11 protein-coding genes are annotated in these 13129 nt (G+C 64.3%); 5 read left to right on the top strand and 6 right to left on the bottom strand.

Annotation, left to right across the window (positions count from 1 at the left end):
- Positions 1-30 precede the first annotated feature (30 nt).
- Positions 31-861 carry a CHAD domain-containing protein gene (locus tag J8I82_RS18850; RefSeq protein ID WP_209760181.1) on the bottom strand — a complete coding sequence of 277 codons (831 nt, stop codon included), beginning with the start codon at positions 859-861 and terminating at the stop codon, positions 31-33.
- 178 nt (positions 862-1039) lie between these two features.
- Between J8I82_RS18850 and J8I82_RS18855 the strand changes: the two genes are divergently transcribed.
- Together J8I82_RS18855 and J8I82_RS18860 are read left to right on the top strand one after the other, a co-directional pair.
- The gene (locus J8I82_RS18855; RefSeq protein WP_209760183.1) at positions 1040-1477 is read left to right on the top strand and encodes a PaaI family thioesterase; all 438 of its coding nucleotides are present in this window, start codon (positions 1040-1042) and stop codon (positions 1475-1477) included.
- Between the two features lie 29 nt (positions 1478-1506).
- On the top strand, positions 1507-1893 hold the full coding sequence (locus J8I82_RS18860; protein WP_133096638.1) for a VOC family protein: 387 nt from the start codon (positions 1507-1509) through the stop codon (positions 1891-1893).
- 24 nt (positions 1894-1917) lie between these two features.
- Here J8I82_RS18860 and tam read toward each other — a convergent pair whose 3' ends face one another.
- The 5 genes from tam to rpmH all read right to left on the bottom strand — a co-directional run bounded on the left by tam (position 1918) and on the right by rpmH (position 5668).
- On the bottom strand, positions 1918-2688 hold the full coding sequence (gene tam / locus J8I82_RS18865; protein ID WP_209760185.1) for a trans-aconitate 2-methyltransferase: 771 nt from the start codon (positions 2686-2688) through the stop codon (positions 1918-1920).
- Between the two features lie 206 nt (positions 2689-2894).
- Entirely contained in the window at positions 2895-4565 is a 1671-nt protein-coding gene (gene yidC / locus J8I82_RS18870; protein ID WP_209760187.1) for a membrane protein insertase YidC, read from the bottom strand.
- Between the two features lie 21 nt (positions 4566-4586).
- Positions 4587-4907: a membrane protein insertion efficiency factor YidD gene (gene yidD, locus J8I82_RS18875; RefSeq protein WP_209760189.1), complete on the bottom strand. Its 321-nt coding sequence runs from the start codon at positions 4905-4907 to the stop codon at positions 4587-4589.
- 19 nt (positions 4908-4926) lie between these two features.
- Positions 4927-5391 (bottom strand): ribonuclease P protein component, encoded by a 465-nt coding sequence (gene rnpA, locus J8I82_RS18880; protein ID WP_209760191.1) that lies wholly within the window; start codon positions 5389-5391, stop codon positions 4927-4929.
- Between the two features lie 142 nt (positions 5392-5533).
- Positions 5534-5668: a 50S ribosomal protein L34 gene (gene rpmH / locus J8I82_RS18885; protein WP_008650850.1), complete on the bottom strand. Its 135-nt coding sequence runs from the start codon at positions 5666-5668 to the stop codon at positions 5534-5536.
- 804 nt (positions 5669-6472) lie between these two features.
- On the opposite strand from rpmH, the gene dnaA reads away from it, so the two are divergent.
- The 3 genes from dnaA (at position 6473) to gyrB (ending at position 12567) form a co-directional block, all read left to right on the top strand.
- A complete protein-coding gene (gene dnaA / locus J8I82_RS18890; RefSeq protein WP_209760193.1) occupies positions 6473-8305 on the top strand; it encodes a chromosomal replication initiator protein DnaA in 1833 nt (610 codons plus the stop codon).
- Positions 8306-8674: 369 nt separating this feature from the next.
- The gene (gene dnaN, locus J8I82_RS18895; protein ID WP_115686551.1) at positions 8675-9790 is read left to right on the top strand and encodes a DNA polymerase III subunit beta; all 1116 of its coding nucleotides are present in this window, start codon (positions 8675-8677) and stop codon (positions 9788-9790) included.
- A 251-nt stretch (positions 9791-10041) separates the two neighbouring features.
- Positions 10042-12567 (top strand): DNA topoisomerase (ATP-hydrolyzing) subunit B, encoded by a 2526-nt coding sequence (gene gyrB / locus J8I82_RS18900; RefSeq protein ID WP_209760195.1) that lies wholly within the window; start codon positions 10042-10044, stop codon positions 12565-12567.
- Positions 12568-13129: the final 562 nt, after the last annotated feature.

Here is a 13129-nt window from a genome sequence, read left to right on the forward strand (position 1 = left end):
GGTAAGTCGGCCGCCATCTCCGGCGGGGTGTCAGCTCGCGCCGGGCGGTGGCGGCGGCACGTCGTCGGGCAGTTCCGGCACGCCCAGGCACTCGCGCATCAGCCGGCGCGCGACCATGGCATCGACAAAGCCGCCCAGCCGCGACTGCTGCCTGACCAGCTTGCGGTGCAGCCGCTTGGTAAAGCGCGACGGCAACACCGGTGCCAGCGCCTCGATTGTGTAGCGCAGCCGCTTGCCCGCAATGCGTTGTTCATGCACCGCGCCCGGGTCGCCGCCATGTGCGGCCTGCTTGAGTGCGCGCAATCGCTTGCGGCCCCGGCGCACGCGCTGGCGTGCGAACGGGCCCAGTCGGTCGCGCCGCCTGGTCTTGCCCTGGGCGGCGACCTTTTCCGCAAGGTGGCCCAGGTGGGCGAGATCGCGTTGCACGACCGGCAACTGTCCGTCGCGATAGCTGACCAGTGCCGCCAGCATGGCCGCGCGAGCCGTGTTGCGTTGTTTGGCCGCCGTGTCGGCCACGGAGGCCAGCACCGGATCCTCGGGTTCTTTCTTGCGCGCCGGGACAACGGTCTCGGCCAGGAAGACGTCCCAATCGCGCACCGCGCTGGTCGCGTGCGCCAGGGTGCGCAGTTCGCGCTTCCAGTGCTCGCGTTCCAGCCGCGGCAGCGCCCGCCCGAGTGCCCACAGCACCGCGCGCGCATGGCGCACCGCCACACGGAGCTGGTGCAGGTCTTCGGCCTCGTCGCGATGCAGCAAATGCTGCAGGGACGTGTCGATCCGCACCAGACTGGCCTGTGTCAGCGCGGCAAAAGCAACGACCGGCTGCGTCTTGCGGCGCAGCATGGGCGGCGGGGCGTCGGTCATGGCGGTCTTCATGCGGGGCAGGCGCGCCGGCGGGACGCAGATGCCAACAGTGTAGGTGAAGGCACGCGCGAATGCCTCGATGCGGCGTATCAGGCGCTGCCGCGGTTGACAGCGGCCCGCCGTCGCGCTGGAATGCGCACACCGCCTGGTGATGCAGTGACCTGACCGAGGACCCGCCATGACCACCGAACAGGAGCGTCTCCTGCTGCGCGACACCATCGAAGCCGGCTTCCGCCAGGCCGCATTCGTCAATGACGTCGGCATCGCACTGGCGGACTGCGGGCCAGGCTGGTGCGAATCGACGCTGGCCATCACGCCGCGTCACCTGCAGCACGGCGGCATCGTCCATGCGGGCGTGCAGGCCACCATGGCCGACCATACCGCGGGCGCGGCGGCCAGCACCATCCTCGAAGCGGGCCAGCACGTGGTGACCGCGGAATTCAAGATCAACCTGCTTAGGGCCGTGCGCAGCGAACGGCTGCGCTGCCGTGCCGACGTGCTCAAGTCCGGCCGCTCGATCATCGTGGTCGAGGCGGATGTGTTTGCGGACGTGCACGGCGAATCGGTGCTGGTAAGCCGCTTCAACGCCACCATGAGCGTGCTGGACCTGGCCTGAGCCAACCCTACCCTTGCAAGGAGCCAAGCATGATCGACCATACCGGCGCCAGCGTCAGCGACTACGCCAAAAGCCGCGCCTTCTACCTGGCCGCGCTCGGCGCCATCGGCTACGGCCTCGTCAAGGAATTCCCGGCCAGCGTCACCGGCAGTACCGACGTGGCAGGCTTCGGGCCACCGGGCAAGCCGGATTTCTGGATCCACCGCGGCGAGCCCAACCGGCCGCCGGTCCACGTGGCCTTCCGCGTGGACAGCCGCGAGCTTGTGGACAAGTTCTACCGCGCCGCGATCGAGGCGGGCGGACGGGACAATGGCGCGCCGGGGCTCCGGGCGCACTACCACCCGGATTACTACGGCGCCTTCGTGCTGGACCCGGACGGGCACAACATCGAAGCGGTGTGCCACAAGCCGGCCTGAACCGGAAGATCCGGAAGATGGCGTTCAGCGCGTCGCCACGATAAACAGCCGCGGGAACGGCAGCAGCACCGACTTGTCGGGCAGCGCGGGATACGCCTTCGCGATCTCGCTTTCATAGCGCGCCAGGTACGCCAGGCGCCCGGCCTCGTCCAGCGGCTGCAGGAACGGCCGCAGTCCGCTGCCCTTGAACCACTCCACCACCGCCGCCGCGCCGCCGGCCAGCGGATGGTGGTAGGTGGTCAGCCACACATCCACGCGCCGGCACAGCGGGCGCAGCAGTTCGTAGTACCACTGCGCCGGGGAACGCTCAGCGCGCGCCTTGCTGGCGCTGGCCAGCTGCGCCGCCCACGGGCTTTCCGCCGCCACCTGCCGCATCAGCCGGTGCGCGGGCTCTTCCAGGTTGTCTGGCATCTGCACGGCAAGCGTGCCGCCTTCAGAGAGTTTGGAAACAAGCCTGGGAAACAGGCTGGCATGGTCCGGCAGCCATTGCAGCACGGCGTTCGCCAGGATCACGTCGTACGGGCCGGGATCATCCCAGGCGCCGATGTCGGCCACGCGGAACTGCACATCAGGCAGGCGCTTGCGCGCGGCGTCGACCATGTCGTCGGAACTGTCCAGGCCGGTGATCGATGCGCCTGCGTATCGCGCCAGCAATGCCTCCGTGGAGTTGCCGGGGCCGCAGCCGATATCCACCGCGTTGCGCACGATCTCGTTGGGAATCGCGGCGACGAGGTCGCGGACGGGACGGGTGCGTTCGTCTTCGAAGGCAACGTATTGGCGGGCGGACCAGCTCATGGTGGATCTCCTGACGGTAAGGTGCAGCCCAGTAGCATACGCCTGCCGCAGCCATCACCGCGGGAACAAGGCACCCCTCTCCCACTTCATGGGAGAGGGGAGCACACCGCGCGACAGTGCAGCTCCATCAGCGAACGACCAAACAAAAAGCCCGGCATCACTGCCGGGCTTCATGGTTACTGCATTGATTTGTTGCGATCAGGCAATCAGCTCTTGGCCACAACCGCCGCCTTGCCCTTGCCGAGCATCCGGTTGATCTGCCACTGCTGCGCGATCGACAGGATGTTGTTCACCACCCAGTACAGCACCAGGCCGGCCGGGAAGAAGAAGAACATCACCGAGAACACCAGCGGCATGATGGTCATGACCTTGGCCTGCACCGGATCCGGCGGCGTCGGGTTCAGCTTGGTCTGCGCGAACATCGACACGGCCATCACGATCGGCAGGATGTAGAACGGATCCGGCACCGACAGGTCATGGATCCAGCCCAGCCACGGCGCGCCGCGCATTTCCACCGACGACAGCAGCACCCAGTACAGCGCAATGAACACCGGGATCTGGATCACGATGGGCAGGCAGCCGCCAAGCGGGTTGACCTTCTCGGTCTTGTACAGCCCCATCATCTCCTGGTTCATCTTCTGCGGGTCGTTCTTGTAACGCTCGCGGATCGACGTCATGCGCGGCTGCAGGTCCTTCATCTTGCCCATGGACTTGTAGCTCGCGGCCGACAGCGGGAAGAACACCAGCTTGATCAGCACCGTCAGCGCGATGATCGACCAGCCCCAGTTGCCCAGGAAGCCGTGCAGCTTTTCCAGCAGCCAGAACAGCGGCTTGGCCAGGATGGTCAGCCAGCCGTAGTCCTTCACCAGCTCCAGGCCCGGAGCGATCTTCTCGAGCATGTGCTCTTCCTGCGGGCCGGCGAACAGGCGCGCATCGGTGCTCACCGTGGCGCCGGGGGCCAGCTCGCCCAGCGGCTGCTGCACGCCCACGCGGTACAGGTTCGGATCGATCTGCTGGACGTAGAAGCTGTGCTCCTTGCCGGTCTGCGGAATCCACGCCGAGGCAAAGTAATGCTGCACCATCGCCACCCAGCCATTGTTGGCGGCGGCCGGCACGCTGGCCTTGCCCTTGGCGATATCTTCGAAGCTGAGCTTGTGGTACTTGTCGGCGTCGGTGTAGATCGCCGGGCCGGTGAAGGTGCTGTAGAACTGCGACTGCTCGACCTTGCTGCCGTCACGCGCCAGTTCCAGGTACAGCGTCGGCGAAACCGGCGCGGTGCCTGCGTTGGTCACGTCGAACTTGGTGTCGACCACGTAGCTGCCCTTGCGGAAGGTGTAGGTCTTCACCAGCTTCACACCGTTCTTCTCGCCGGTCAGCACCAGCTGCAGCTGCTCGGCGCCGTCCAGGTTGCGCGGGCCCGGCGCGGCGGTGAACACCGTGGTGTGGTTGGGCAGGTCGCCGCCGATCAGGCCCGAGCGCGCCATGTAGGTGCGCACGTTGTCACGCTCGAACAGCACCACCGGCTTGCCGTCCTTCTCGTGCTCCTTGAGCAGTTCCAGGCGCGACAAAATGCCGCCGGCGGTGTCGATCTCGGCGCGCACCGTGTCGGTGGTCACCACGATCTTCTCGCCGGCGGGCTGGGCGGCGGCCTGCGGCGCAGCGCCGGCGGCCGGGGCGGCTGCGCCCGGCTGCACGTTGGCCTTGGGCACGTCGCCCTGCGCGGCCGCGCCGCTGGCGGCCGGCGCCGAAGCGGCCTGCTGCTGCGTCGCGCTCGGGAAGAACATCGACGCATGGCCTTGGGAGCGTTGCCAGTTGTCGTAGAGCAGCACGAGGGACATCGAGAAGATGACCCAGAGGATGGTGCGTTTGATATCCATGTCTGGCTGTGGTCGGAGAAATCAGGGTCTGGGCAGACGGATCGCTGCAGGCGCATGGCCCGCCGCGGCATGGACGGAACGGTCCGCGCTGGTTTGCGGCTTTGTGTCCGGCCTGGCTGTATCGGTTTCCGTGCCCGGCACGGGATCATACCCGCCTTGTGCGAAAGGATGGCAACGGCACAGCCGGCAGGCGGCCATCCAGCTGCCGCGCGCGGCGCCGTGATGGACGATGGCGTCGCGGGCGTAGTCGGAACAGGTCGGCAGGAAGCGGCACTGCGAGCCCAGGTAAGGACTCAGGGCGATCTTGTAGATACGCAGCAGGGCTATCAGGATTCGCTTCATAGCGGGCGTTGGCTTCCGATCAGGCCGGAAGGCCGGGTGGCTGGCTTTGCGGAGCACCCGCCGGCGGTGGGGCTGGCGGGGCGGAAGGCGTGGCGGACGGTGCCGGCGGCGGCGGCAGCGGTTTTGCCGCTACCTCCAGCAGGCTGGCGATTTCCGCCGCGCACGCCCGTCGGACAGCGGCGCGCGTGGCAAATTCCGCCCGCGGGAATTTTGTCTGCAGGCGCAACAGCACATCACGTCCCGACAACTGCTCGCGGCGCTGGCGGAACAGCTCGCGCGCCATGCGCTTCACCAGGTTGCGCTCGGCGGCGCGCGGCGCGAACTTCTTGCCCACGACCACGCCCAGCCGGGCTTCGGCCTGGCCGTTGGCGCGCACGTACAGCACGAAATGCGTGCTGCGCCGGCGGGGCCGCAAAGCAAAAACGGATGAAAACTCATCCGTCTTTGTTAGCCTCGCGGCTTTGGGGAAGGCATGGGCTGACACGCTGGGCAAGGCTGGCGAGAGATACTGCTGACTGACTAGCTGGACCCGGCGGCAACCCGGCGCAAACTGCGCAGGCCGTCCTGGACCCGAGGCAAGAGGCATCGACGGCGCCAGCGGCGCCGTCAGGCCGGTTGCCCGGGCCTCAGATGGCCAGGCGCTTGCGGCCCTTGGCGCGACGAGCGTTGATGACGGCACGGCCGCCACGGGTCTTCATGCGCACGCGGAAACCGTGGGTACGCTTGCGGCGGGTAACGGAAGGCTGGTAGGTACGTTTCATGTTGCACTCTCTGGTTGATCTGGGCGTGCCCGGCTTCGGCCGGTGCCGGGGTGCCGTGGCCGCCGCGTATGGTTCGCATGGGGCTGCCGCTGGCAAGAAACTGCCGCGGTAATGCCGACGATTCTGGTTCTGTCTTGCTGCCGGCCGGCGGCGCGGTGCAGGCGTAGGCCTGTGGGCGCGGACGGCACGAACAGGCCAGACCCGGCGATGCGCATACGTGATCCCCTGCCGCATCGCAGAACCCGGCATTTAATCCAGTTTTGACGAAGGTGTCAAGGTAAACGGTGTTGTGCGCCGGCACATATGCCACATACCGAAGAACTTGTCAGTGCGCCATTGTCCACAGTGGCCAGTGCATAAACTTTTGTGCGTGCGGCGCCGCCAACATATAAGACAACCCGGACCAAAGTCCCTGTTTTGCCTGGTTTTTCGCGGCTTTCCACAGGCCGCTACCCCGCATTGCAGCACGGGTTGTGCACAGCAATCCACTGAATTTGCACAAGTTGTCCACAGACTTATCCTTTGTGGATAACTCGGGGGCGGGGGTACAATCCCGGTCCAAACACATCACGGGCTGCGTGGCGCAGGCGCAACCCGGGCCCCCTCCGCGAAGAACGCAAGAGTTAACGCACGCTCAGTGCGGCGAGCCGGTAGCTCGCTGGCTGGGAGCGCGGCATGTCGCGAAGGTACGCCGACTGGTAGTGATTACCCGTTCGGCAGGCAAGGCCCGGTCGACGCAACGTAAACGCCGCTTTTGATGTGCCCGGGCCGCGATCCCCGGGTGCCACTACTAAACAACAAACAATGCAAGATTTCTGGCAGGCGGCAGCCGCGCAACTCGAGCGCGAGCTGACGCCGCAACAGTTCAAAACGTGGATCAAGCCGCTGGCGCCCGTTGCGTTCGATGAAGAAACGCATGCGCTGCGGATTGCTGCGCCCAACCGTTTCAAGCTCGACTGGGTCAAGAGTCAGTTTTCGGGGCGCATCACCGCACTGGCCTGCGAGTACTGGGAAGCCCAGGTCACCGTCCAGTTCGTGCTCGATCCCGCGGCCTCCGGCCGTGCCGCTGCCTATATGCAGGCGCCGCAACCGGCCATCGGGCCGGGCGCGCACGCGCAGCAAGGGGGCATGGGCATGCCGGGCATGGACGGCCACGCAGCCCCGGGTACGGGGATGGGCGGCTACCCGGGCGGCCAGCAGATGGGCGCGCAGGCGCCCTACCCCATGGCCGGCCAATCCGGCCAATCCGGCCATTCCGGCCAGCCGGGCTATGGCGACTATCCCGCCGCCGCTTCCTATGGCATGGGCCAGCCACCATATGGCAATCCGGGCAATCCGTCCGCCGCGCCGGTCCCGGCCGGCGCGCGTGCGCCGATGCCAGGCATGGGCCAGCAGAACCATGGCCAGATGGGCCAGATGGGCGCCCATGGCAACCAGCACGCCGGTGACATGGGCGATATCGACGTGGCCCACATGGACCCCGCCGAAGCCAGCGCCCGCTCCTACCGCGTGCAGCCGCAGCAGCCGCATCCGTCGCACCAGCAGCATCCGTCGCAGCAAGCGATGGGCGGCGCCAACGGCATGCCCGGCCACCAGCCCAGCGACACGGTCCACGAGCGCTCGCGCCTGAACCCGATCCTGACGTTCGACAACTTCGTCACCGGTAAAGCCAACCAGCTGGCGCGCGCCGCCGCCATCCAGGTCGCCAACAACCCGGGCAAGTCGTACAACCCGTTGTATCTCTATGGCGGCGTGGGCCTGGGCAAGACCCACCTGATCCACTCCATCGGCAACCACATGCTGATGGAGAACCCGCGCGCGCGCATCCGCTACATCCACGCCGAGCAGTACGTGTCCGACGTGGTGAAGGCCTACCAGCGCAAGGCGTTCGACGAGTTCAAGCGCTACTACCACTCCCTCGACCTGCTGCTGATCGACGATATCCAGTTCTTCTCCGGCAAGAACCGCACGCAGGAAGAGTTCTTCTACGCCTTCGAGGCCCTGATCGCCAACCGGGCGCAGGTGATCATCACCAGCGATACCTACCCCAAGGAAATCACCGGCATCGACGACCGCCTGATCTCGCGCTTCGACTCCGGCCTGACCGTGGCGATCGAGCCGCCCGAGCTGGAAATGCGCGTGGCGATCCTGATGAAGAAGGCCGCCGCCGAGAACGTGAACGTTCCGGAAGAAGTTGCCTTCTTCGTCGCCAAGCACCTGCGCTCCAACGTGCGCGAGCTGGAAGGCGCGCTGCGCAAGATCCTGGCGTTCAGCAACTTCCACGGCAAGGACATCACCATCGAGGTGACGCGCGAGGCGCTGAAGGACCTGCTGACGGTGCAGAACCGGCAGATCTCGGTGGAGAACATCCAGAAGACCTGCGCGGATTTCTACAACATCAAGGTCGCTGACATGTACTCGAAAAAGCGGCCTGCCAATATTGCCCGTCCGCGCCAGATCGCGATGTACCTGGCCAAGGAGCTGACGCAGAAGAGCCTGCCCGAGATCGGCGAGCTGTTCGGCGGCCGCGACCACACCACCGTGCTGCACGCCGTGCGCAAGATCGCCGACGAACGCAGCAAGGATGCGCAGCTCAATCACGAGCTGCACGTGCTGGAGCAGACGCTCAAGGGTTGATGTAGGGCCTTCCCGGCCGTAGACCGGGAAAGGCGCATTTTGAAGGGCCGGCCCCCCGAGGCTGGCATACTGTAGGGTGCGCGCCACGGACAACCCGTGGCGCCTGGGGAATTAACGTCAGCATCGCCGGAGCAAAAGTCCGGAAAGTGGCCACCGATAAGGCTTTGCGGTGAGTCGGGCCGGGATGGCAGGCGCGTTCAGTGCCAGCGTGGCTTTTTGTGCACAGCTGGCCCGCCAGCCGGTCCCGCCCCGCTTCACCGCAGCGGCTTATCCTTGGTACAATGGCACATTAACTCCTTGATTCCTAAGTGAATTTGGAGTTGTTTGCGTTCTGCGGTCGCCGACTACAAACGACGAAGGATAAATTCAATGCAATTGGTCAAAACCTCGCGAGACAACCTGCTGCGTCCGCTGCAAATCGTGAGCGGCATCGTGGAGCGCCGCCACACCCTCCCGATCCTGGCCAACCTGCTGATTCGCAAGTCCGGGTCGAACGTGTCCTTCCTGTCGACCGACATCGAGATCCAGATCACCACGCATGCAGAATGCGGCGTCGGCAACGACAGCGTCGCCACCACCGTGGCCGCGCGCAAGCTGCTCGACATCCTGCGTGCCATGCCTGACGGCGACGTGGCCCTGTCGCTCAACGACAAGCGCATGACCGTGCAATCCGGCAAGAGCCGCTTCGCACTGCAAACGCTGGCCGCCGAAGAATTCCCGACCGTTGCCGAAGCCAGCGAATTCAACGCCAGCGTCACGCTGCCGCAGAAGACCTTCAAGCACCTGCTGGCGATGGTCCACTTCGCCATGGCGCAGCAGGACATCCGCTACTACCTGAACGGCATGCTGCTGGTGGTGGAAGGCAAGAAGGTCATGGCAGTCGCCACCGACGGCCACCGCCTGGCTTACTGCGGCGTGGAACTGGAACAGGAAGCCGCTGGCGTTGGCTCGCGCCAGGAAGTCATCATCCCGCGCAAGACCATCCTGGAACTGCAGCGCCTGCTGGAAGACAACGACGATCCGGTGACGGTGCAACTGGCCGCCAACCAGGTCAAGTTCACGTTCGCCAATATCGAACTGATCTCCAAGCTGGTCGAAGGCAAGTTCCCCGACTTCCAGCGCGTGATCCCCAAGGGCTACAAGAACGCCTTCGCGATCGACCGCGTGCGCCTGCAGCAGGCGCTGCAACGCACCGCGATCCTGACCACCGACAAATTCAAGGGCGTGCGCTGCATCCTCGACACGCACATGCTCAAGATCAGCTCCACCAACGCCGACCAGGAAGAGGCGCAGGAAGAGCTGGAACTCGATTACTCGGGCGACGCGCTCGACATCGGCTTCAACGTGACCTACCTGCTCGACGTCCTTGCCAACCTCAAGACCGAGCAAGTGCAGGTCAGCCTCGGCGACTCGAATTCGAGTGCGCTGATTACCGTGCCGGAAGACGACAACTTCAAGTACGTCGTCATGCCGATGCGCATCTGATGATCCGGTAACAGGACACGCAGACCACGAGATACCGGAGCAGCAAACGGCACGCTTTGACACCCGGCCCCGGCCGGAACGTCCATGGGATGACCATCCCGCAGCGGGGGCAGGATCGGAACGATCCGCGCCCCTTTTGCCGTTTTTAGTAACCCGCCACGCGGACCCTTCGCGCCCCGCCAGCATGCCCTGCATGCCGGCCCGGCCCGAACCCCGCCCGGCCACGACGCTTTGCCGCAAGTAGGAAAGACATGACCGAACAGCAGAAACCGCAACAGGAAAACACCTACGGAGCCTCCTCGATCCAGATCCTGGAAGGCCTGGAGGCGGTACGCAAGCGCCCGGGCATGTATATCGGCGACACCTCCGACGGCACCGGCCTGCACCACCTCGTCTTCGAGGTGCTGGACAACTCCATCGACGAAGCGCTGGCCGGCTACTGCACCGAGATCCAGGTCACCATCCATAGCGACAACTCGATCTCCATCGTCGACAACGGCCGCGGCATCCCGCCCCTGGTCAAGTTCGACGACAAGCACGAACCCAAGCGCAGCGCGGCGGAAATCGCCATGACCGAGCTGCACGCCGGCGGCAAGTTCAACCAGAACAGCTACAAGGTCTCCGGCGGCCTGCACGGCGTGGGCGTGTCCTGCGTGAACGCGCTCTCCAAGTGGCTGCGCCTGACCGTGCGCCGCGACGGCCAGGTCCACCTGATCGAGTTCGCCAAGGGCGATGTGCAGAACCGCATCATCGAGACCGTGCCCGGCCCCGACGGCCAGCCCGTTGAAGTCTCCCCGATGAAGGTCATCGGCGCCACCGACAAGCGCGGCACCGAAGTCCACTTCCTGGCCGACGAAGAAATCTTTACCAACGTCGAGTTCCACTACGAGATCCTCTCCAAGCGCATTCGCGAGCTCTCGTTCCTGAACAACGGCGTCCATATCAAGCTGGTCGACCAGCGCACCGGCAAGGAAGAAGACTTTGCCTTCTCCGGTGGCGTGAAGGGTTTTGTCGAGTACATCAACCGCGCCAAGACCGTCCTGCACCCCAACATCTTCTACGCAAACACCGAAAAAGACGGCATCGGCGTGGAAGTGGCCATGCAGTGGAACGACGGCTACAACGAGCAGGTGCTCTGCTTCACCAACAACATCCCGCAGCGGGATGGCGGCACCCACCTGACCGGCCTGCGCGCCGCGATGACGCGCGTCATCAACAAGTACATCGAAGAGAACGAAGTCGCCAAGAAAGCCAAGGTGGAAACCACCGGCGACGACATGCGCGAAGGCCTGGCCTGCGTGCTCTCCGTGAAGGTGCCCGAGCCCAAGTTCAGCTCGCAGACCAAGGACAAGCTGGTCTCGTCAGAAGTGCGCCTGCCCGTGGAAGAACTCGTCAGCAAGGCGCTGACCGACTTCCTGCTGGAAACGCCCAACGACGCCAAGACCATCTGCGGCAAGATCGTAGACGCCGCCCGCGCGCGCGAAGCCGCCCGCAAGGCCCGCGAAATGACCCGCCGCAAGGGCGTGATGGACGGCATGGGCCTGCCCGGCAAGCTCGCCGACTGCCAGGAAAAAGACCCGGCCCAGTCCGAACTCTTCCTGGTGGAGGGCGACTCCGCAGGCGGCTCCGCCAAGCAGGGCCGCGACCGTAAGTTCCAGGCCATCCTGCCGCTCAAGGGCAAGATCCTGAACGTAGAGCGCGCCCGCTTCGACAAGATGCTCTCCAGCCAGGAAGTGCTGACGCTGATCACAGCGCTGGGCACCGGCATCGGCAAGGACGACTACAACCTGGAAAAGCTGCGCTACCACCGCATCATCATCATGACCGACGCGGACGTGGACGGCTCACACATCCGCACGCTGCTGCTGACGTTCTTCTACCGGCAGATGCCTGACATCATCGAGCGCGGTTATGTGTATATCGCGCAGCCGCCGCTGTACAAGATCAAGCACGGCAAGGAAGAGCGGTATATCAAGGATGATGTTGAGCTCAATGCCTACCTGCTGAAGCTGGCGATGGAAAAGGCGTCGCTGGTGCGGCCGGATGGGTCGGAGATCAGCGGGGATGCGCTGACCGAACTGGCGCGGCAGTATCAGCTGACCGAGGGGGTGATTGGCCGCTTGTCGCGCGTTGTTGATACCGACGCCCTGCGTGCCATTGCGGACGGCGTGACGCTGGATCTGGATAGTGCTGCGGCGGCGGAGGCGTCAGCGGTGGCGCTGAAGGCCAAGCTGGCGGAGATGCATGCCAAGACGTTGATTGGCGCTGCCGTTAACGACGATGGTACGGCTGATGTGTATGCGCAGTTTGATGAGAAGACTGACAAGCATCGGCTGATGATTGCGCGTCGTCATCATGGCAATGTGCGGTTGTCGCACCTGGATGCGGATTTTGTCCACGGGGCTGATTACGCTGCCCTCTCTAATGCTGCCAAGACTTTCCAGGGGCTGACTCCGGAGGGGACTAAGGTGCAGCGTGGTGAAGGGGATAAGCTGCGGGATCAGACTGTGAATGACTTCCATGGGGCTATGCAGTGGCTGCTGGCTGAGGCCGAGCGTGGCGTGTCGCGTCAGCGCTATAAGGGCCTTGGCGAGATGAACCCCGAGCAGCTGTTTGAGACGACGCTTGACGTTACCCAGCGGCGCCTGCTGAAGGTACAGATTGAGGATGCTATTGCGGCGGATCAGATCTTTACCACCCTTATGGGGGATGAGGTGGAGCCGCGGCGGAACTTTATTGAGAGTAATGCGTTGGTGGCGCGGAATATTGACGTTTGAGCAGTGTAGGCTTCTGAGGGTGTCGAAGTAGTTGCAGTGGACGCAATGGTCGCCGGCTGTCAAGCATTTGTAAGTGCAATGTGTTTACTAGGCTGGGGACGAACAAGAGCGACCCCATTGTCGTGCCAAGTACAAGAGCTCGAAGTTCTCGAGCTCTTTTTTTTGGCGGAAAGACTTATCTGGGCAGGGTAGCCACTGACTTCTGCGGCATAGGCAGCTGATAGGTTGGGTCGAATCTCGGTTACTAGATCCAGCCTATGCCCCATCGAACCTTTACCGGTGCATGGCAGCTTGAAGTTACCTATCTAGGCACTTCAATCTCACTTACAATTGCCCAACCGTGCACGCTAGTCTGGCGCTTCCAATCGCGTCTTTGACTCCTATAGGAGGGTAGTGGCAGGAGCACGGCGTGTTTGAGTACTCAGTAGTCGGCTGGATGTCACGAAAAAACACGACCCACTTACGACTGGCCGTCTTCGGAGCAACGAAACTCTCCATACGAATCTTAAAGCGCCCTCGTGCTGCGTAAGCACCGAGTCCTTTCTGCTTAGTTGGATAAGGG

The sequence above is a fragment of the Cupriavidus consociatus genome, assembly GCF_017814975.1.
GTDB lineage: Bacteria > Pseudomonadota > Gammaproteobacteria > Burkholderiales > Burkholderiaceae > Cupriavidus > Cupriavidus consociatus.